The sequence below is a fragment of the Enterococcus casseliflavus NBRC 100478 genome, from assembly GCF_001544095.1.
GTDB classification, from domain to species: domain Bacteria; phylum Bacillota; class Bacilli; order Lactobacillales; family Enterococcaceae; genus Enterococcus_D; species Enterococcus_D casseliflavus.
Window position 1 is genome coordinate 1 of record NZ_BCPT01000002.1, and the last position, 21,109, is coordinate 21,109.

General features: G+C 44.4%; 15 protein-coding genes. 1 reads left to right on the forward strand and 14 read right to left on the reverse strand.

Annotated elements, in window-relative coordinates; translation table 11 throughout:
- Positions 1-72: 72 nt before the first annotated feature.
- Complete coding sequence (gene gshAB, locus ECA1_RS01830; protein ID WP_060791582.1) at positions 73-2,337, reverse strand: bifunctional glutamate--cysteine ligase GshA/glutathione synthetase GshB; 2,265 nt, start codon at positions 2,335-2,337, stop codon at positions 73-75.
- A gap of 246 nt (positions 2,338-2,583) precedes the next feature.
- On the opposite strand from gshAB, the gene ECA1_RS01835 reads away from it, so the two are divergent.
- Positions 2,584-2,952, forward strand: a complete 369-nt coding sequence (locus ECA1_RS01835; protein ID WP_005227140.1) for a BlaI/MecI/CopY family transcriptional regulator — start codon at positions 2,584-2,586, stop codon at positions 2,950-2,952.
- A 282-nt stretch (positions 2,953-3,234) separates the two neighbouring features.
- Here ECA1_RS01835 and ftsY read toward each other — a convergent pair whose 3' ends face one another.
- The 13 genes from ftsY to ECA1_RS01900 form a co-directional block, all read right to left on the reverse strand.
- The gene (gene ftsY / locus ECA1_RS01840; protein ID WP_060791583.1) at positions 3,235-4,527 is read right to left on the reverse strand and encodes a signal recognition particle-docking protein FtsY; all 1,293 of its coding nucleotides are present in this window, start codon (positions 4,525-4,527) and stop codon (positions 3,235-3,237) included.
- Between the two features lies 1 nt (position 4,528).
- The gene (locus ECA1_RS01845; RefSeq protein WP_005227138.1) at positions 4,529-5,347 is read right to left on the reverse strand and encodes a Cof-type HAD-IIB family hydrolase; all 819 of its coding nucleotides are present in this window, start codon (positions 5,345-5,347) and stop codon (positions 4,529-4,531) included.
- A 12-nt stretch (positions 5,348-5,359) separates the two neighbouring features.
- Positions 5,360-8,938, reverse strand: a complete 3,579-nt coding sequence (gene smc, locus ECA1_RS01850) for a chromosome segregation protein SMC (RefSeq protein WP_060791584.1) — start codon at positions 8,936-8,938, stop codon at positions 5,360-5,362.
- 15 nt (positions 8,939-8,953) lie between these two features.
- Entirely contained in the window at positions 8,954-9,646 is a 693-nt protein-coding gene (gene rnc, locus ECA1_RS01855) for a ribonuclease III (protein WP_060791585.1), read from the reverse strand.
- 212 nt (positions 9,647-9,858) lie between these two features.
- A complete protein-coding gene (locus tag ECA1_RS01860) occupies positions 9,859-11,643 on the reverse strand; it encodes an oligopeptide ABC transporter substrate-binding protein (protein ID WP_005227134.1) in 1,785 nt (594 codons plus the stop codon).
- Positions 11,644-11,659: 16 nt separating this feature from the next.
- Complete coding sequence (locus ECA1_RS01865; protein WP_153883525.1) at positions 11,660-12,529, reverse strand: ABC transporter permease; 870 nt, start codon at positions 12,527-12,529, stop codon at positions 11,660-11,662.
- A gap of 63 nt (positions 12,530-12,592) precedes the next feature.
- Positions 12,593-13,549: an oligopeptide ABC transporter permease gene (opp4B, locus tag ECA1_RS01870; protein ID WP_005227132.1), complete on the reverse strand. Its 957-nt coding sequence runs from the start codon at positions 13,547-13,549 to the stop codon at positions 12,593-12,595.
- A complete protein-coding gene (locus ECA1_RS01875; protein ID WP_060791586.1) occupies positions 13,549-14,493 on the reverse strand; it encodes an ABC transporter ATP-binding protein in 945 nt (314 codons plus the stop codon). Before ECA1_RS01875 ends, opp4B begins: the two co-directional genes overlap by 1 nt.
- Positions 14,494-15,501, reverse strand: coding sequence for an ABC transporter ATP-binding protein (locus ECA1_RS01880; protein ID WP_060791587.1), 1,008 nt, complete (start codon positions 15,499-15,501; stop codon positions 14,494-14,496). It lies immediately after the preceding gene.
- A 324-nt stretch (positions 15,502-15,825) separates the two neighbouring features.
- Positions 15,826-16,068, reverse strand: coding sequence for an acyl carrier protein (gene acpP, locus ECA1_RS01885; protein WP_005227129.1), 243 nt, complete (start codon positions 16,066-16,068; stop codon positions 15,826-15,828).
- A gap of 110 nt (positions 16,069-16,178) precedes the next feature.
- Complete coding sequence (plsX, locus tag ECA1_RS01890; RefSeq protein ID WP_016609182.1) at positions 16,179-17,198, reverse strand: phosphate acyltransferase PlsX; 1,020 nt, start codon at positions 17,196-17,198, stop codon at positions 16,179-16,181.
- Between the two features lie 45 nt (positions 17,199-17,243).
- Positions 17,244-19,274 carry an ATP-dependent DNA helicase RecG gene (gene recG / locus ECA1_RS01895; protein ID WP_060791588.1) on the reverse strand — a complete coding sequence of 677 codons (2,031 nt, stop codon included), beginning with the start codon at positions 19,272-19,274 and terminating at the stop codon, positions 17,244-17,246.
- 111 nt (positions 19,275-19,385) lie between these two features.
- Positions 19,386-21,068 (reverse strand): DAK2 domain-containing protein, encoded by a 1,683-nt coding sequence (locus ECA1_RS01900; protein WP_005227126.1) that lies wholly within the window; start codon positions 21,066-21,068, stop codon positions 19,386-19,388.
- Between the last annotated feature and the right edge of the window lie 41 nt (positions 21,069-21,109).

Genomic DNA, 21,109 nt, shown 5'->3' on the forward strand with positions numbered 1-21,109 from the left:
AATAAAAAAACTGCACACTTTGAAAGGAACTCTCCTTCCAAAGTGTGCAGTTCTTTGCTTTTTGTACTTCCATCAGCTCTCGAAGACTTCAGGGAACAATAGGCGTAAAACAGACATAGTTAAGCGTCGGCCTTTCCCGCTGTATGGATAAACGTGCATATGCATCGCTGGGTTGAAATTGGCTTCAATGATTCCATAAGCCCCCGGTTCATTGGCTGGCTTGGTTTTATCTGGAATAATCAGATCGATTCCGCTGATAGATGCTTGTAATGCGGCTACCGCATCGACTGCTACTTGTTTGTAATCATCGTTGAAGTCATCCGTCACATCGATAGAATCACCGCCAGTACTGATATTCGAGTTTTCTCGCAAATAAACGATCTGCCCCTCTTCGGGTACTGAATCCACTTGATACCCTTGCTCTTTTAACATCAGTTGTTCCAGTTCCCCTAATTGGATCAGCTCTAATGGGGTCCGATGATGGGTGCCGCGCAATGGATCGAGATTTTTCTCTGCGACGAGTTCCGTGATCGTGCGCTTGCCGTCACCCACGACATTGGCAGGGATACGTAGTAAAATCGCATCGACTCGCCCATCGATCACGAAGAACCGATATTCCGTCCCTGACAAAAAGGTCTCAACGAGGATCGAATCATCTTCCGCAAAGGCAATGGCGACCGCCGCTTGATAATCCGCTAAAGAGGCACCTTCTTTGAAAATCGAGATACCGATCCCATAGTTGGTGGTTTTCGGTTTTACCACAAACCCGCTGTGGGCAATCTGAGGATAAAACGCGATCGCTTCTTCTGCCGAAGCGAACTCAGCGCCACTTGGTACATAAAAGCCATTTTCGGCTAAGATTTTTTTAGTGACCGTTTTATTCGCCATGATCAATGGGACGATGTACTGATCCTTACTGGTCATATTGGCATTTTTAACATATTCGATGTGGTCTTTCACGGCTAATTTCAAGAATTGATCCGTTTCATCCAGTACCGACACTTCGATTCCTTTTTGGATCGCATCGAACAAGAGGATCTGGGTCGACAATTCCATTGCTCGAAAGCCAGCTAATTGATATGGTTTTTCCCAAGCAGCTTGATGATACTTTTGTCCCAGCACTGTTGCTGTCTGGGCTTGACTGGTTGCTTGACTTGCTGAGAAAAGACGTCCCGCGAAGGTTCTTTCTGGTTCAGCCAGCATTTCTGAAAGCTGATCCAAAAATGGTGGATGCGGCAGCTCAAGGGCTTGGGCAAAGTCCATCATTTCAGTAATCAGCGCTTGCGCTTCTTGCTGATAAGTCAAAGGTGCAAGCGGATGTTCTAATGCGACCTGATCATTTTTCTGATTGCCCTCTTCGATCCACGCATCCGCATCGCTGCCTTCTTCTTTTGTACTTAAAAACAATAAGAAGAAATGCAAGAATGCGACTTGCTCTTTGGAAATCCCATAGCGGGCAAAGGGATCGATGTCAATATTTCTTAACTCAATATAACGGATACCCGCTGAGGCTAAATCTGCGACCCGTTTTCCCCCACGTAGACGCACTGGCGCATAAAATTCTTTTTCCTCTGAAAGCTTTCCCGTCTCCACTAATTTGGCAATATCTGCAAGATAGGTCTCTAACGAAGCGTAAGATACCTTGACGTCTTCGTGATTCGTGTACCCATAGCGGCTATTGCGAATACTGCGGACTGGTTCTTGCGGTCCGTTTTCTGTCGTAAAATAATTGGCTTCTGAAGCAGGAGTCGCCCCAAAGAAATACGTCAAAAACCAGCGATAGTGCAAATAATTGCGAGTTACTTTCAAATAAAGTGCGGTTTTAAACGTCTGGAAGCTTTCCTTCGTTTCAGACAAAGCATACAGCTGTTGCAAAAAGTCTTCCGCAAATTCGAAATTGAAATGAATCCCACTGACCATTTGCTTGCGGCGACCATATGTTTTAGCTAAATAGCGGCGGTAGAGCACATCTTCAAATTGGTCTAATTTAGCAATGACGATGTCTTCTTCTTTTTCTGGTAAAGCCGGTGGCATACTCAATGGCCAGAGCATTTCTTCTGCTGACATCGAACGATACGCCACATCATGAATAGCCCCTAAAAAACGGAACAATTCATCCACGGAATCAGCGACGGGCGTAATCAGTTCCAGTTGGTTTTCGGAAAAATCCGTTTGGATATACGGATGGAAGCGCCGATTACCTAACGTTTTAGGATGATCGGTACCTGCAAACGTCCCATCGAGCCGCACCCGCTGCGCTTCACGCTCAATCCCGTAGCGTCCTTTCAATAAATAGGGAAAAAGCTCTTTATGTGATAACAATGTTTTTATTTTCATTCGACTGCCCTCTATGTTCTTCTACTAAATTTTTTCTCAAATGCTATTTCTTTCCATCTATTATAGTGAAAACTGGTGAAAAATGCAGAAATTTGCTCCTCACTTGTAATATCTCTTACTAAAATTACCAAGAATTTATAAAATACTTGAATAAATTTGATATTTACCTTCAAAATAAAGTATACTGCTTATAGAACAGTAAATTATTATGTCCATATTACTCTTTTTTGAAAGGAAGAATAGTGAATGAAGCCACTTAATCTTACCAAACGCGAACGTCAAATCATGAATATCTTTTGGAATTCAGACAAACCTCTTTCTGCAAATGACATTGCTGTCCAACAGCAAGATCTAAGCAAGAATACCATTCAAGCAGTCGTACGTAAACTAAAAAACCACGACTTATTGAAAGTAGCGGATATCGGCTACAGCGGTACTGTTTTGACTCGGTTGTATTCTCCGAATGTGACCCAAGAAGACTTCTTAGCAGCAGAATTGTCTGATCAATCTTTATTGAATTTGATTACGAACTTTATCGAAACCAATAAAGATATCGATACATTGAACAACTTGGAAAAAATGATCACTGAGCGCCAAGGGGAACTTAAGAAATAATCTTTCCCCATCGTTCAACTCGTTGTATTCTGCCTGATACTTCCCAAAGTTTTTAGACAGTGCAGAAGAAAACGAAGCCTTCAAACTGCTTTTCCTGATTTTTTGGCAAAGTCGTGCATCGCTGTACCCACATTTGCCACGCCAAGTGTTCTCAGCTTTACGTCACAAGTCAAGCTCGTGGAAAGAGACGACGACCCGTTTTCTCTTCCCTTTGATCTCACAAAAGCAACAATAAAGGAGAGCCATGTGTAGGTGTATCACCTAACACAGGGCTCTGTTTTTTTATTCTTTGATCAAGCCTTTGAATAAGCCAACGACAAATTCATTTGGATCAAATGGTTCTAAATCATTGATGCCTTCCCCGAGCCCCACTAATTTGACAGGCAGCCTCAGCTCGTTACGGATCGCCAAGACGATCCCCCCTTTGGCTGTTCCATCAAGTTTGGTTAAGACGAGACCAGAAACATCCGTCGTTTCTTTAAATTGTTTTGCTTGATTCATCGCGTTTTGACCCGTTGTTGCATCCAACACGAGCAGGACTTCATGAGGGGCCGTTGGGTCCACTCGTTGAATGATCCGTTTGATTTTTTCTAGTTCGTTCATCAAATTGACTTTGTTTTGCAAACGACCCGCTGTATCTACTAATAAAACGTCAGCATTTTCTCGTTTTGCGCGCTCCATCGCATCAAACACGACTGCTGCAGGATCGCCTCCCGCATTACCACGAACGACTTCAACACCAGCCCGTTCACCCCAGACCACTAATTGATCGATGGCACCGGCACGGAAAGTATCCGCTGCAGCCAATAAGACTTTCTTGCCTTCGGCTTTGAATTGGTGGGCTAATTTCCCGATACTGGTGGTTTTTCCAACACCGTTCACGCCAACAAATAAAATGACGGTCAACCCCGACTGCATATTCAACTCGTTGACTTCACCGACACCTGCTTCCCCATATAGGTCAACCAATTTTTCGATGATGACATTTTGGACATCTGCCGTTTTCTTCACATTACGTAGTTTGACTTCTTGTCTCAATGCATCCGCGATCTTCATCGCCGCATCAAAGCCGACGTCTGCGCCGATCAGCGTTTCTTCCACTTCTTCGAAGAAGTCTTCGTCCACCGTACGGAAGTTGGCAAACAATTCGTTCATCCGTTGCCCAAAGGTTTTCCGTGATTTCGTCAATCCTTTGGTGTATTTATCCTGCACACTTTCCGTTTCTGGCGCTGGTTGAAGGATTGGTTCAGAAGCTGGTACTTCCTCTGATGGTGTATCCTTAGCCACTTCTTCTGGAATACTTGGTGCTTCTTCTCCTTTATTCGCTGTCATTGCTTCTTGCTGCGGGGACACTTCAGCAGTTTCTTGCTCTGCCTCCAAATCACTGGAGTCGGCGGCTTCTGCAGGTGCCACTGGTTCTGAAGCGCCTTGTTCAGCAGGAGTTTGTGCTGGCTGGCTTTCTTCTGAACGCTGTGCCTCTGGTGAGTCAGCATCGACTAACGGTTTGTCGGTTTCTTGCTCTGCTTCTTTGGTTTCTCCAATCAGCGCTTTTTTGATTTTGTCAAAAAATCCCATCTTACGCACCTCCTTTTAAGACATATTCTTCAATCACTGCTGCCACACCGTCTTCTTGGTTTGAAACGGTGACAACGTCAGCTGCCTCTTTAATGATTGGCACGGCATTGGCCATCGCTACGCCAATCCCTGCATAGCGAATCATCGGCAAGTCATTTTCTTCATCACCGATCGCCATCACTTCTTCTTGCTTGATCCCTAAATCTTGCGCCAATAGGCTGATACCATAGGCTTTGGTGATTCCTTTAGGCATAAATTCCAACAGGTTATTCCGGCTTTTGATGATTTCATATTTCTCGCGGATCTCTGAGGAAATCTCGGGGATCTTAGGATCCAAGACTTCCTGATGGTAGGCGATCACCGCTTTATTATAGAGCATCGATTCATCAAGATCAGCTACGGCAAAAGGACGACAATCCAATAAAGGATTTAACGAGCCATAAATCGATGGATGCGCTGCTGAAGTGGGTAAACTCAAGACGATCTCTTCGGATACCACGTCTAGAGGCAAATTCAAGTCTTCCGCCACTGAAACCAATTCATGGATATCTGCCAGCTGCATCGCTGCTTTTTCAATGATCTCGCCAGTCTCATTTTTTTGAACCAAACCGCCGTTAAAGGTGATGCTATAGTCGCCGGGTTCTTTCAGCGATAATTCTTCTAAGTACGGACGGATCGCCCGTAATGGACGTCCCGTACAAATGACGATTTTTACGCCTTGTGCTTTGGCACGAGCAAGTACCTCTTTGTTGCGAGGAGTCACTTCTTTTTTGTCATTCAATAACGTTCCGTCTAAATCGATCGCAATCAGTTTAATCATATCATTCCTCCTCTATGCTTGATCTGCTGCAAAACTACCGCCTTCACGCACTTCTTCTAAGCGCACGGACACGGTCTTCGACACTCCAGATTCTTGCATGGTCACACCATACAACACATCTGCTGCCTCCATCGTTCCTTTACGGTGAGTTACGACGATAAACTGTGTATCATTTTGGAAAGCACTCAAGTAATGACCGAAACGAGAGACATTGGCTTCATCCAATGCTGCTTCCACTTCGTCAAGCACACAAAACGGTACTGGACGAACTTGAATAATGGAAAATAATAACGCAATCGCAGTCAGCGCCCGTTCGCCCCCTGATAGCAAGCTGAGGTTTTGCAATTTCTTGCCCGGTGGTTGGGCTTCGATCTCGATCCCAGTGTTCAATAAATCTTTCGGATCTGTTAAGACTAATTCCGCATGACCGCCGCCAAACATATTAGGAAATACTTGTTTGAATTGCAGACGAATCGCATCGAAGACTTCGCCGAAACGGGTTTTGACTTCTTCATCCATTTCAGACATCGTATCAAACAGCTGTGCTTTAGCCGACAGCAGATCGTCTCGCTGACTCGTCAAGAACAAATGCCGTTGATTGACTTGCTCATATTGTTCGATCGCATTTAAATTGACTGGACCAATTTGCTCGATCGCTTGTTTTAGTTCCTGAATGTCGACTTTGGCTTGTTCTGCATCCTCAATTTCAGGGAAATCTTGCGCTGCCTTTTCAAAGGTGAGATTGTATTCTTCTTGTAAATACAACAAACGATTATCCATCACTAATTCTGCGCGATTTTTTTCGATCTCAACTTCGGTTTTTTCTGACAGCTTTTCTTTTTGCGTTAAGTTTTCAGCACTCAGGGCTTCATCTAATGCGCCGATTTCTTGTTGAACGACTTGCCGTTGTTCACGAATCACCGTCAATTCCGCTGTTACCTGCTGCTTGGTTTTTGTGAAGGCTTCAATTCGCTGAAGAATGCTTTCTTCTGAAAACTCATGATCGCTGACGTTGCTTGTCAAGGCAGCTAACTGCCGTTCTAAGGAGAGTTGACGCGCTTCGTTTTCTTCTAATGCTTGATTCGTAGCGGCAATTTTTTGCTGCAAATGCGCCACTTGTTCTTTTTGAACTGCGAAAGCTGCCTGCAAGCGCGCACTTTCTTGTGCTAAGGTTTGGCGTTTTTCCTCGATCAAGTCTTCTTCGGCATTCATTTGATGAATATCTTGGTCGATTTTCGCCAATTGCGCTGCAATATTCTTTTGCTGTTCTTCCAAGATCGTCTTCTTCTCATCATATTCCTCAAAGAAGGCTTGCACTTCGCGATGTTCAAAATCAAACACTTGCTGCTCTTGCTTCAAGCGGCTCAGGTCATTCTCAAGGTTTTGTAAGCGGCTTTGCAGCTCATGCTCCGTCATGCGAGCCTGTTCTCCTTGCGTCCGCAATTCTTCTAATGCTGCTTGTGCTTCTTTGGTCGCTGCTTCAAAATGCTGGACTTGCTTTTCCGTTTTTAAAAGCCGCTCATCCAGTTGCGCCGCTTGTGCCGTCAATTGTTGCAGCTCGTTGCTTTGGCTAAACAAACTACCGGCATTTTTCTTCGTTGCGCCACCTGTCATGGAACCGCCAGTATTCATGACATCCCCTTCTAAGGAAACGACCCGATAGCTATAGTTCAATGCCCGTGCTAACGCATTGGCACTTTGCAAGTCTTCGGCAATCAAGATACTGCCTAACAAGTTATCCGTAATCGTTTGGACGTGTTCGGGCGACTGGACCAATTCGCTGGCAACGCCGATAAATCCAGACACTTGCTTGGCTTGATTGCGGGCATAATCTGGTAAATGACGGGCTTTGATGGTCGTCAGCGGTAGGAAGGTTGCACGACCCCCGCGATTTTCTTTCAAATACGTGATGGCTGCTCGCGCATCCCGCTCATTTTCAACGACGACATGCTGTGCAGCGGCGCCTAATGCGGTCTCGATCGCCACGGTATAGTCTTGCGGCACATCGATCAACTCCGCTACTGCGCCAACGATACCGCTGATCTGCTGTTTGTTTTTCAAAATCAAGCGAACGCCTTGATAAAAGCCGCTATAATTTTCTTGAATGTCTTGCAGACTGCGCTGTTTCGCTCGTACCTGCTGCACTTGACTCATTAACTGATACATTTTCTTTTGTTCTTCATCAAAGCGTTTTTTGTTGGTCTGAGCTTTTTCTTGAAGATGGATGTATTGCTTGCGTTGTTCTTCTAAAATCGCTTTAGCCTGCGTCAGCTGCTCTTCCACGATTTGCGCTTCCGTCGTCTTTTCTTTCAACGACGTATTCATTTGCGTCTGCTTGCTTAGCGCCGTTTGATTTTTCGCGGCTTCTTGTTGGTATTGACGCTCCAAGTATTTCAATTCGTTTCCAATCGTTGCCTGCTCCTGCATGGCTTCAACATATTGGCTACGCAACTCTTCAATGATTTCTTTTGCTGAACGTTGGTACTTTTCCTGCTCTTGCTGACACGCCAGCATCGCTGCTTCAACTTCCTGCACACTACGATTCTTTTGTGAAAGCAAGCCGATCAGTTCCGTTTTTTCTTCATTTAAAAGTGTGACCCGCTCTGTGACTTCCTCTAAAGTTTCTTGGTATTCGGCAGAGCTTTTTTGCGTATGCTTTGAACGTTCATCCAAGACTTCTTTTTGCCCTTCGGCTTGCTTCAGTCCTTCGGTGACCTCTAAAAGCTGCTGATTCAAACGCTCCAACGTTTCATCAAAAGCAGTACGTTGTTGCCGCAAAGAATGTAACGACAGTTCCCCTTGGTTGATCTTTTCGGAAATCTGCGCCAGTTCTTGGTTAAAGGTACTCAGTTGAGCTTTGGCTGTCTCCCACGCTTCTTTTGCTTTCGTGATCTCTAAGACCGCATAGGCCACATCGACCGTCGTCAATTTTTCTTTTAACGCTAAAAAGCGGTTGGCTGCTTCACTTTGGGCTGCCAGAGGCACCAACTGATCTTCTAGTTCATAAATGATATCTTGTAGACGGCTTAAATTGTCTTCAGTTTCAAACAATTTTTGCTCGGCTTTCTTTTTCCGCTGTTTGTATTTCAATACCCCCGCCGCTTCTTCAAAAATCCCACGACGGTCTTCTGGTTTGCTGCTGAAAATTGCTTCTACCTTGCCTTGGGAAATGATCGAAAATGATTCTTTCCCCAACCCAGAGTCCATAAATAACTCTTGGATATCCTTTAAACGGCAAGCTTGTTTATTTAAGAAAAAGTCGCTTTCGCCGGTTCTTCTCAAGCGGCGAGTCACGCTGATCTCACTGTAATCCATCGGCAAGTATTGATCGCTATTGTCTAAAACGATCGTCACTTCCGCTATATTTAGCGCTCTGCGGGTGTCAGAACCTGCAAAAATAACATCAGGCATTTTGCCACCACGTAGATTTTTGGCAGATTGTTCTCCTAAAACCCAACGAATCGCTTCGGTAATATTGCTCTTGCCGCTGCCATTTGGTCCGACGACTGCAGTCACTCGATGTTCGAAATCAATGACTGTGCGGTCGGCAAAGGATTTAAAGCCGGCAATCTCTATTCGTTTTAAATACACTCCGCCAGTCCTCTCTTACTGTTCAAGATCCGCCAAGGCATTCGCAGCGGCGTCCTGTTCTGATAATTTCTTCGATTTTCCTTGTCCTTTTCCGATCAAGGTGTCATCGCAATAGACTTCCGTCCAAAAAATCCGTTCATGGGCGGGGCCTGCTTCTTTGATCAAACGATAATTGATGGAAACATCGCCGCCACGCTGCAAGACTTCTTGCAAGCGGGTCTTGTGATCCATCTCATGGGAAAAAGCACCTGCTTTTACTTTTGGAAAGACAACTTTCGTCAAAAAGCCGCTGACACTTTCCAGTCCTTGGTCCAAGTATAACGCACCTAAAAAGGCTTCAAATAGATCACAAAGCAAAGAAGGTCGTTTACGACCGCCAGAGTTTTCTTCCCCTTTGCCTAGACGAATGTATTCATCGAATCGGCAATCTTTGGCAAACATGGATAAACTGTCTTCGCGAACGATTGACGCCCGTAGCTTCGTCAGCTTACCTTCGGGCAGATCTGGCAATTCACGATACAAATACCGTGAAACGATCAACTCTAAGACAGCATCGCCCAAAAACTCTAAACGTTCGTTATCTGACAAGTGCAAGTTGCGGTGCTCATTCACATAAGATGAATGCGTAAACGCTTGTTCAAGCAGATCTACATCATGGAACACAATATCAAACTTTTCTTTTAGTTCTTTCGTTAATTGTGTATTCATTTGTCACATTCCTTCATTAGTTTATCGACACTTCCCTATTATACTGGTTTTTGCCGAATTATGAAATGTTTCCTCCAAATTCTTGGAAAGACTGTAATAAAATTTTATTTACTTAATCTTCTCCTGTATAAAAAAGCCTGTTTTCCTCAGATACCCGCAAAAAAACAGAAAAAAAGACGTCCTGGAAAGGACGTCTTTTCATCGATCATTGATTAACGAGATTCAGCTGTAACTGAAACTGTTGCCCATCTGTTGTGGTCAATGTCATAAGCCCATGAGAAGTCTTTGACACGGTTTGAAACAGGCATTACTTGGTTTCTGTAAAGAGTAGGGATAACAAACGCTTCGTCTGCTGCATACTCTTGCCATGCATCAAATGCTTCTTTACGTTTTGCATCATCAAATGAATCTTTTGAGTCGATTGCATCTAGAAGTTTTGTATTTTCTTCAGATTCAAAACGAGTGTAGTTGAATGCTGCGTTCGGGCCGTAAAGTCCGCTTGGAGAAGGATCTGAACCAGTTCCCCATGCTGCTTGGAAGACATCGATCTCAGGATCATCGTTTTTCAACTTGTCATAGAAAGCTTGGAAGTCGATCAAGCGACCAGTTGTGTATTGTACATCAAGTCCGATTTCATTCCATTGTTGGATGTAGTAATCAGACAATGGTTGAGCCGTTTCGCCACCAGACATTGAAGCAAAGTTGATGGTTAATTTCTCACCATTTTTGTCTTCACGCATGCCGTCGCCATCGACATCTTTGTAGCCAGCATCATCAAGTAATTGATTTGCTTTGTCGATGTTCAATGTGTAGCCTTCTACTTCGGTGTTGTGCAGTGTGCCGAATACTGGTGGGATCAATGTCGTTGCATTTGAACGCAAGCCATTGTAGAAACGGCTTCCGACAGCATCGTTATCGATTGCGTAACCCATTGCTTGACGCAATGCTTTATCCGCCATTTTAGACTCAGGGTTGTAGTTTACTTTGTTTTCTTCTTCATTCCAAGTACCTAATTTAAAGCCTAGGTAAGTGTATGCTTGTTCAGGACGACCTAAGATTTGGTAGCCATCTACATCTTTGTAGGTTGGATACGTATCTGTTGGCATTGAATAAACAACGTCATATTGTTTTGCATTCAATCCTTCTACGATTGATGCTGAAGGAACAGCTTTAAATGATAATTTATCCATTTTAGGTGCGCCGCCGTAGTAGTACTCATTCGGTACGTATTCAACAGACTCTCCCGCAACGATATTTGACATCACATAAGGACCAAAGACAACTGGATTTTTACGAACTGGATCGCTTGATTCCATATCTTTGACTTCGATACCTTCAAAGGCATGTTTCGGTAAAGCAGATTCATATACTCCGCCACCAGCTTGCAACATACCTGGGTGAACTTCTTTGTATTGGATTTTAACGACTTTGTCACTTTCTTTGGTGATACCAGAAATAGTATCAGCTTTGCCATCATGGTAATCTTCCATACCAACGATATTGGTAAAGTTGTTGTCATAGCGGATACCTGTGTAATCTTTATGACCGATTACTTCATAAGAGAAGATCACGTCATCAGCGGTAACATCTTCGCCATCTGACCATTTCAAGTTGTCACGTAATGTGATCGTTGCTGTGTTGTTGTCTTCATCTAACTCAAGATTTGCTGCACCGCCGTCAACGATTTTGAAGTCAGAATCGTATAAGAACAATGTTTCATTACTTGGTTCCATGAAATAACTGTCATAACTGTCTTGATAAAACTCAGGTACGAATAACCCTTGGAACTGCGTATCCATCACTACTGCAACATCCAATGTACCGCCTTCGATTGCTTCTTCATCATTGCTGACTTCGACTGGCATTGTGCTGATATCTTCTGTTTCTGTCGCTGCATTACCGCCACCAGAAGAATCGGTTCCGCCACCGTTGCTGCCACAAGCTGCCAATGCTAACACTGACAAAAGAGTGACCATACCAAAAATATTTTTCTTCATCCTGTATCCTCCTTGTTTATCCTAGTCGTTGACGCGCATCCGCTGAACGCTTAAATGCTTGACCAACGTAATTGATACTCAACATCAAGACTAAAATTAGAATTGATGCGGGTAACCAGATCCACTGTCTGTTGACCAGCACATCACCGCTGCTGGCATATCCGATCAGTGTTCCCAAACTTGGAACATTGGTCGGCAGACCAAAACCTAAGAATGTTAGTGTCGTTTCAATACCGATATTCGCTGCAAAGTTCATTGTTAAGTTGGTGATGATCAATGAGCTAAGGTTCGGCATGATTTCGCGGAACATGATGACAAAGTCATTGGTTCCAAGGGTTTTCGATGCACTAACATAGTCGCGACGGCCTTCTGAAAGGGTCTTACTTCGGAAGAGCCTTGCTTTTCCGACCCAGTAAAAGGCACTCATGACCCATATAAAGGTCCAAACGTTGTAACGAGGTACGATCGATACGATAACGATAATGATCAACATGATCGGCAAAATCATAACGAAGTCAACGATACGCATCAAAATATTATCAATGATGCCACCATAGTAACCTGAGATGATCCCTAATCCGACCCCAACGATCGACGTAATGATCGTGATTGAAAAACCAATCAAGATTGAGTTACGCGCACCGATGATCAATTGTCCCCAAACATCACGGCCACCTTCATCCGCCCCTAAAAGGTAGGTGCCGCCGTTTGGCGAAATCGCGCCGGGTACAGCGTATTTATCAAGGATGCTGACACGCATCACTTGTGATTGGTCGATAACTGCTGAGCCGATAAACACGAACAATAAAACTGCGACTAACAACACTAATGAAAAGATCGCCATTTTATCTTTTAAGAATTCGCGAAAAATCATTTTTAATCCCATAGGCGGGATGCTCTCTTGTTTTAGTACTTTTTCTTTCTTTTCAGACACATTTATCCCCTCCTATTACTGGATTCTGATTCTTGGATCGACAATACTCATGATGATATCTGATAGTAGCGTACCGATCAAGGTCGCTAGTCCTAAGATCAATGTCAGTGAAGTGATCACGGCATAGTCCCGTTGGACGATACTATCGATAAACAGTTTTCCGACACCCGGGTAAGCGAAGATTTTCTCAATGACCACAGAACCTGCGATCAATGAAGTGATCTCGTAGCCCATTTGTGATGCGATTGGCAACGATGCATTACGGAAAACGTGACGTGAGAAGACTTTATTCGTTGGTACCCCTTTTGAACGAGCGGTACGAACGAAATCCAATGATTTCGAATCAATGACTTCACTTCGCAAGTATTGGATCGTCACTGCTGTTCCTAATAATGCAGAAGTGATCGCCGGTAATAGTAGGTGATACAAGCGACTCCAAAACTCAGCCATGCCACTGACCCCCGGTGCAACGGAACCACCCGTTGGGAACCAAGCCAATCGGTAACCGAAGATGAACAATGCGATCAACGCAAAGATAAACAACGGTACGGCGAAACTGAAGAAGTTGTAAACAACGACGACTTTATCAAGCAATGAATTTTGGTAACGTCCTGCCCACATCCCTAAAGGAATGGCAATCACGTAAGTCAAAATGACCGTCAATAAAGATAACCACAATGTATTGCTGATACGTCCTGCTAATAACGTTGAAACAGGTAATTTAAAGATGAAACTTTGACCAAAGTCCCCTTTTAAGGCATTTCCGATCCAACGGAAATACTGGGTATACCATGGGTCATTCAAACCAGCGGCTTCACGCATCCGCTCAATAACAGCTGGATCTTGGTTTGGATTGATCAAACCAGTAAATGGATCCCCAGGCATTGCTTGTGCGATCAAGAAAATCAAGATACTCAAAATAATGACTTGCGGGATCATCAACAACAAACGACGTAGAATTGTTTTCCACATTATTCAGCACCCCCGTTTTTCAATGCGACTTGGTGCGACTCGGTGATTTTACGCAAGTCATACACTCTACCAGTTTCGTCGTAGTAATCTTTTTGATGGGTCACATATTCCAATTCGACCTTGCGGCGGTTTTCTTTGTGAGCATCGCGATTTTTTACGTCGATTTGAGGAATCGCTGATAATAAACGTTTTGTATAGATGTGACGCGGGTCTTGATAGATGTCTTCCCGTGTCCCGATCTCAACGAAGCGGCCTTTGTACATGATGGCGATATTGTCACACATGTGTTTTACGACCCCTAAGTCATGAGAGATAAATAAGAAACTTAAGCCAAATTCTTGCTGGATCCGTTTCATAAAGTTCAGTACCTGCGCTTGAACGGATAAGTCAAGGGCCGAAACCGGCTCATCGGCGACGATCAGTTTTGGATTGGATGCTACCGCGCGGGCAACCCCTAACCGCTGACGTTGCCCACCAGAGAACTCATGAGGATATTTGTATAGGGCATCTTCTGGCATCCCAACGATATCCAGAAGGCTTTTCACTCGTTTTTTCTCTTCTTGATCGCTTAAGCGTTCAAAGTTGCGTAATGGTTCGGCGATAATGTCTATTACGCGTTTTTTAGGATTCAAGCTGGACATTGAATCTTGGAAAATCATTTGGACATCTTTGTTGTAGTTCATTTTTTTGCGGACGGAACGTTTGGTCACGTCTTGCCCATCATAAATGATTTCGCCACTGGTGATTTTTTCTAATCCAACGATGGCTTTCCCCGTCGTGGATTTACCAGAACCAGACTCACCAACCAATCCGTAGGTTTTTCCTTTTTCTATGATGAAGTCCACACCGTCAACGGCATACACATGATCCGTGACGCGGTTGAAAAATCCGCTGCGAATAGGATAGTGGACTTTCAGATCTTTAATTGTAATTAATTCTGTCATCTACACTTCTCCTTCTTCGTCTCTAAAATGAAAATGCTTGTAGCATGTGCAACGGACCAAATGATCAGGTGCTACTTCATGCAAGACTGGGTTTGCTTCGTGGTCGCTTTCAGGAATCCAAGGAATCCGTGCGGCAAACCGACAACCCGTCCGTGGCATATTTTTCAAGGAAGGAACTACGCCTTCGATCACGTGCAGTTCACTGTCTTGTGAATTTTCTTGAGGGATCGAGTTGAGCAATGAGCGGGTGTATGGATGTTTCGGATTGGCAAACAACTCTTCGGCTGTTGCGACTTCCACAAACTGCCCCCCGTACATCACGGCTACTCGGTCGGCCATCTCTGCTACGACACCTAAATCGTGGGTGATCAAAATAATCCCCGTTTGCGTTTCTTCTTGCAAATCTTTTAGTAGATCAAGGATCTGTGCTTGGATCGTCACGTCCAATGCGGTCGTTGGTTCATCCGCAATAATGATTGGTGGTTTACAAGCAATCGCGATCGCAATGATGACCCGCTGACGCATCCCACCAGACAATTCATGAGGGTACTGACGTCCTACACGTGGCGGATTGGGAATCCCCACTTGTTCTAATAATTCTAATGCTCGTGCTTGGCGCTGTTCGGCATTCATATCTGTATGATAAGACAAGCCTTCTTTGATTTGATCTTCGATCCGCATCAAAGGATTCAGTGCAGACAATGGATCTTGGAAAATCATCCCAATATCATTTCCGCGAATTTTGTTGTACAGCGTTTCGTTTAAGTTTGACAAGTTTAAATCTTTATATAAGATTTCTCCGGTGATTTTCGTGTTATTTGGGTCATGCAGCCCCATGATCGTTGTAGCTAACGTACTCTTGCCGCAACCAGATTCTCCTACGATCGCTAAGATCTCATTGCGATCCAGTGTAAAAGAAATACCATCTACTGCGTCATAGTAATCGTCTTTAATACGAAAACCTGTGTGAAGGTTTTGAACATCTAGTAATTGATTATCTCTGGACAATCGAATACCCCTCTCTACTTTCTAAGATGTCTTGCAATTTAATGTAAAAAAAGAAGGAACATGCATTTCATTTCCAAAAGCTTTCTTAACATTGTATAATATATTCTTAATAATTATATAGAAATGCCACCAATAATGCAAGTCCCAGAAAAGTTAATACACTGAATTTTCAGAAAATTTACATTATGCTTTCAACGCCGTCATGTCAGGTTTAACGACCGTTTTTTAGATTTCGCTACCAAAGAAAAGCCGCTCAAAATCACTGCGGATCAATTATGAGAAAGAAAGAGCTAAGTCATCTAGGACTTAGCTCTTATGTCTGTCTTAAGCAAGATGGCTTGAAATATAATCAACCGCTCCACCGACTGTTTCGATCTGCTCGGCATCTTCATCAGAAATCTCGGTACCAAATTCATCTTCTAGTTCAAGGACGAATTCCATCACACTGATCGAATCAGCGTTCAAGTCGTCTTTAATGCTCATCGTATCCGTTACGTTCTCTGCGTCAATTTCAAAATGATTGGCGATCACGACCGCAACTTTCTTGAATACTTCATCTCGTGTCAACTGGCTTCACCTCCACGCGTTTGCACAAAACATAGAATGGCTAACAAACATTGTACTGCTTTCTATGCTTTTTGTCTAGATATTTTTGCAATTTCATTACAATCATTGCATTATGATTGCGTTTCGTCTTTGTCAGTCGGCATTTCTTCAAAATGGGCGACCAATTGTGCCACGACATCTGTCGCTAACATCGTATGGATCTGCTTGATGGTGTACGCCACCGCTTCTGGTCCTGTCGCACCATGGGTTTTGATGACTGGTGCTTTCAAACCAAACAATACGGCACCGCCGTGTTTCGCATAATCCATTTCATTTTTCACTTTCCGCAACGCATCTTTTAATAATAATGCGCCTAATTTCCCTTTGGCACCAGAATCGAGAATCGATTGTTTCAACAGCGCCATCAAATTCAAGGCGGTTCCTTCGATCGATTTCAAAACAGCATTTCCAGTAAAGCCATCTGTCACGACGACGTCAGCTGCACCATCCAATAATTCCCGAGCCTCGACATTGCCGATAAAGTGGATCGTCGGGTCTTGCGAAAGCAGTTCAAAGGCTTTTTTCGTTAATTCACTGCCTTTGGTTTCTTCCGTTCCGTTATTTAACAAGCCGACCCGTGGTCGATTGATCCCGCGAACTTTTTGGGCATAAAAGGACCCTAAGACGGCATAGTTTGCCAAATGTTCTGGTTTATTGTCGGCATTGGCACCTAGATCCAGCATGTCAAAGCCAGCATCTTTGCCGATCACTGGCATCGTGGACATCAATCCGGGACGGTCGATCCCTTTGATCCGACCGACGATAAACAAACCAGCCGCTAATAAGGCACCAGTATTTCCAGCTGAAAAAATCGCATCTGCCTCACCATTTTTGACCGCTTGTGCTGCCAAGACCATTGAGGCGGTTTTTTTTCGTCTGATCGCTTTGACAGGCTCATCATCACTATTGATTTTTTCATCCGTGTGGATAATGGTGACATTTTTATCGTCCGTCATGTATTTTTTGATTTCATTTTCTTTTCCGTAAAGGAGGAATTCAATCTCTGGAAAGTCTTTTTTTGCCAGCATGACTCCTTCTACGATCGCTTTTGGGGCGTTGTCTCCGCCCATTGCATCAACAGCAATCCGCATCTCGCTGCCACTCCCTTCATTTTCCCAATCAGTATAGCATATTCTTTAATCAAAAAATTGTTTGTCTGCTTTTTTTGCTGCTAAATAGTTTGCCAATGCCGAAAATTCTGGCAACAGCTGCCAGCCATTTTTTTGCCAAAGCTGGGCAGCTTCGACTTGTGCCACTTCTAGAATATGGGCATCTGCGACCAAATCGGCAGCCGCAAACTCTGGCAAGCCCGATTGTCGATTGCCGAAGACTTCTCCTGGTCCTCGCAACTGCAAATCTTTTTCGCTGACTACAAAGCCGTTGGTGGTTTCTGTCATGATCTTCATTCGCTCGACCCCTGTCTCATTTTTCGGGTTTGCGATCAATATACAGTAAGAAGCATCGGCACCGCGCCCTACCCGTCCACGCAATTGATGAAGCTGGGCTAACCCGAAGCGATCGGCGTCAATGATCAGCATCACTGTCGCATTGGGGACATTGACCCCTACTTCGATGACCGTCGTGGAAACCAAGATCTGCAGTTGATTTTCTTTGAAAGCTTCCATGATGCTGTCTTTTTCTTGATTCTTCATTTTCCCATGCAGCATTCCCACTTGATAAGTAGGAGAAAAGTAACTTTGCAGCTGCTCATAAATCTCCGTGGCATTCTTGACATCCAGCATTTCGGATTCCTCGATCAAAGGACAGATGACATACATCTGATGCCCATGTGCCAATTCTTTTTGCGCCCACTCTAAGATCGATTCAAACTGCGGCGGACGGACCCAGCGAGTCTCTACAGGAATCCGTCCTGCTGGCATTTCATCGATCACCGAAACATCCATTTCGCCATAAGCCGTGATCGCTAACGTACGAGGGATCGGTGTGGCGGTCATAAAGAGCACATCAGGCAGATAGCCTTTTTCCCGTAAGACTTTTCGCTGATTGACCCCAAAACGGTGTTGTTCATCGGTGATGACTAAGCCAAGATGTGCAAAGTCCACCCCTTCTTGAATCAGCGCATGGGTCCCAACGATGATGTCGATCTCCCCGGCTGCTAATTGTTCTAAGATGACTCGCCGTTCTTTTGGTTTGGTCGAACCTGTCAAAAGAGCGGTGGTCACTTCTAAGGGGTCAAAGAGTTGATTCAAGCTTTCTAGGTGCTGCTGGGCCAAAATCTCAGTCGGCACCATCAGTGCGCCCTGAAAGCCAGCCGTCATCGTGGCATAAAGGGCGATCGCCGCCACGACTGTTTTCCCGCTTCCTACATCTCCTTGCAAGAGTCGCTGCATGTGCTGCGGACTTTTCAGGTCATGGCAGATTTCATTGGTCACGCGCTTTTGCGCATTCGTCAATTCAAAGGGCAGTTTACGAGTAAACTCTTTCAAGCGTTGCACATCATAATCGATCGCCAAGCCGTTTTTCTCGGCTTTTTCGCTTTTCTTCAGTCCTTGGATCTGCATTTGGAACAAAAAGAACTCTTCAAAAATCACCCGACGCTTCGCTTGATGACTCTCTTGGGGATCTTTAGGAAAGTGCATCGCAAACATCGCGGATTTCCGATCCAACAAGCGATATTTTTCGATCAATGACAAAGGCAAGATCTCTGTGATCTGATCACCAAAATCAAGGAATGCCTGTTTGATCAGTTCAATCAACACACTTTGACGCACGGCTTTATTGACATGATAAATGGGGGCAAAGTCTTCTGCGCTCTTGCTGCCGAGAATTTTCATTCCCGTCAGTCCTTTGCGTTTGGCGTCCCATTTGCCATAGACGGCGATCTCTTCTGAAACCTCTACTTTATCCTTCAAATAAGGCTGATTGAAAAAGGAGACATTAAAGACATCGTGGTCTTGCATCATGCGAAATTGCAACCGACTTTTTTTATAGCCAAAGCGATTGACGACCGGCGGGGAAACGACGATCCCCTTGATCGTTACTTTTTCTTGGTCTTGAATCTCCGCTAATTGCCGTTCTTGAATGTCTTCATAACGAAACGGATAATACTTCAGCAGGTCTTCAATGGTTTCGATCCCTAAACTCGCCAAGTCTTGGGCGCGTTTTTCTCCGACACCCTTTAATACCGTAAGTGGCTGATTCAGCATAGGTACCCTCCTTTTCCAAAGTGATTTTGTTTATTGCAGAGATTCCTGCATTCATAGAAAAAGACGGAGCCAAAAATCATCTACGATTTTTGCCCCCGCCGCCTAATTTGTTTATTCTGCTGAGAAAAGATACGGATAAACTGGCTGATCGCCTTGATGGATCTCTACTTCAATCTCAGGATGCAGTTCAACGATCGCTTCTTCGATTTTCGCTGCTTCTTTGGCTTTGCCTTCTTCACCGATAATGATGGTGACGATCTCAGTATCTTCTGTGATCATTTTTTCTAAGGTAGTCATGGAAGCAGAGAAACGATCAGGAACAGAAACAACGATTTTGCCGTCGACCATTCCTAAGAAGTCGCCTTCTGTGATTTCGATGCCATCAATTGATGTATTACGGATCGCATGAGTCACTGATCCGCTGACAACACTTGCTAAGACATCGGTCATAGCTTGCTGATTTTCAGCTAGTGTGGATTGCTCGTGGAATGCCAGCATCGCTGTCATCCCTTGTGAGATCGTCCGTGTTTCAACAACCGCTACTGGAATCTCGGAAACTTCCGCTGCTTGCTGTGCAGCCATAAAGATGTTTTTGTTATTTGGTAGAACGATCACTTGGTCGGCATTAACTTCATTGATCGCCAACAAAATGTCTTCCGTACTTGGGTTCATCGTTTGGCCGCCACTGATGACATATGAAGCACCCAGGCTAGTGAACAATTCTTTCAAGCCTTCGCCAGCCGCGATCGCGATGATCGCAAATGGTGTCCGTGGACGTTTCACTGGTGCAGGTTTTGCACCTTGTTGGTCGTGTTCCAAAATCGTTTCATGCTGAAGACGCATGTTGTCAACTTTGATTTTCACCAATGAGCCGAATTTTTGACCATAATTCATGACTTCGCCAGGATGTTCCGTATGGACATGGACTTTGATGATCTCATCGTCGTTGACCACTAATAAGGAATCCCCTAACTCATTTAAGTAATTACGGAATGTTTCATAATCAAATTCACTATCTACAGTCGGACCTTCACCGATCTTCACCATGATTTCTGTACAGTAACCAAAGGTGATATCTTCTGTCGCTAAGTGTCCTTGAACGCTGCGATGATGTTCGGCATTGACCATTTCATCCATAGCCGCTGGGGAAGGTTCGAAGATTTCATCGGCTGGGTATTCACCCGTCAACGCATTTAAGAAGCCTTCATAAATGAACAACAATCCTTGACCGCCGCTATCTACCACGCCGACTTCTTTTAAGACGGGCAATAGATCTGGGGTTTTCGCCAATGAACGTTTTGCACCGTGAACCACGGCTTTCATCACTTCGATACAATCATCGGTAGTTTGTGCTTTTTTCTCGCCATATTCAGCTGCGATGCGTGCCACAGTCAAGATGGTTCCTTCCACAGGTTTCATGACTGCTTTATAGGCGGTTTCTACTCCATGAGTAAAGGCTTGAGCCAATTCTGGTGCAGTGAGTGTTTCTGCGGTCGGGATAGCTTTAGAAAAACCGCGGAATAATTGAGATAAAATGACGCCAGAATTCCCACGTGCGCCCATCAATAGTCCTTTTGAAAGTGTAGCGGCAAGATCGCCGACGTTTTCTGAAGTCGCATCTGCGACCGCTTTTGCTCCACTGGTCATGGATAGATTCATGTTTGTCCCAGTGTCTCCATCTGGAACAGGAAACACATTCAATGAGTTGACAAACTCTGCATTAACTTGTAGACGAGCCGCGCCTGCCTGCACCATTTCTTGAAACTGACTTGCGCTGATATTCGTTACCTTCACTTAGATAGTCCTCCTTAAAATCATCCGCCATGAACGGATCC

Excerpts from the sequence above, each read along its gene's own strand:
- ECA1_RS01865 (WP_153883525.1), bottom strand. The coding sequence starts at position 12,529 with ATGGGATTAAAAATGATTTTTCGCGAATTCTTAAAAGATAAAATGGCG.
- ftsY (WP_060791583.1), bottom strand. The coding sequence starts at position 4,527 with ATGGGATTTTTTGACAAAATCAAAAAAGCGCTGATTGGAGAAACCAAA.
- rnc (WP_060791585.1), bottom strand. The coding sequence starts at position 9,646 with ATGAATACACAATTAACGAAAGAACTAAAAGAAAAGTTTGATATTGTG.
- plsX (WP_016609182.1), bottom strand. The coding sequence starts at position 17,198 with ATGCGGATTGCTGTTGATGCAATGGGCGGAGACAACGCCCCAAAAGCG.
- ECA1_RS01835 (WP_005227140.1), top strand. The coding sequence starts at position 2,584 with ATGAAGCCACTTAATCTTACCAAACGCGAACGTCAAATCATGAATATC.
- ECA1_RS01860 (WP_005227134.1), bottom strand. The coding sequence starts at position 11,643 with ATGAAGAAAAATATTTTTGGTATGGTCACTCTTTTGTCAGTGTTAGCA.
- ECA1_RS01845 (WP_005227138.1), bottom strand. The coding sequence starts at position 5,347 with ATGATTAAACTGATTGCGATCGATTTAGACGGAACGTTATTGAATGAC.
- opp4B (WP_005227132.1), bottom strand. The coding sequence starts at position 13,549 with ATGTGGAAAACAATTCTACGTCGTTTGTTGTTGATGATCCCGCAAGTC.
- recG (WP_060791588.1), bottom strand. The coding sequence starts at position 19,274 with ATGCTGAATCAGCCACTTACGGTATTAAAGGGTGTCGGAGAAAAACGC.
- gshAB (WP_060791582.1), bottom strand. The coding sequence starts at position 2,337 with ATGAAAATAAAAACATTGTTATCACATAAAGAGCTTTTTCCCTATTTA.
- ECA1_RS01875 (WP_060791586.1), bottom strand. The coding sequence starts at position 14,493 with ATGACAGAATTAATTACAATTAAAGATCTGAAAGTCCACTATCCTATT.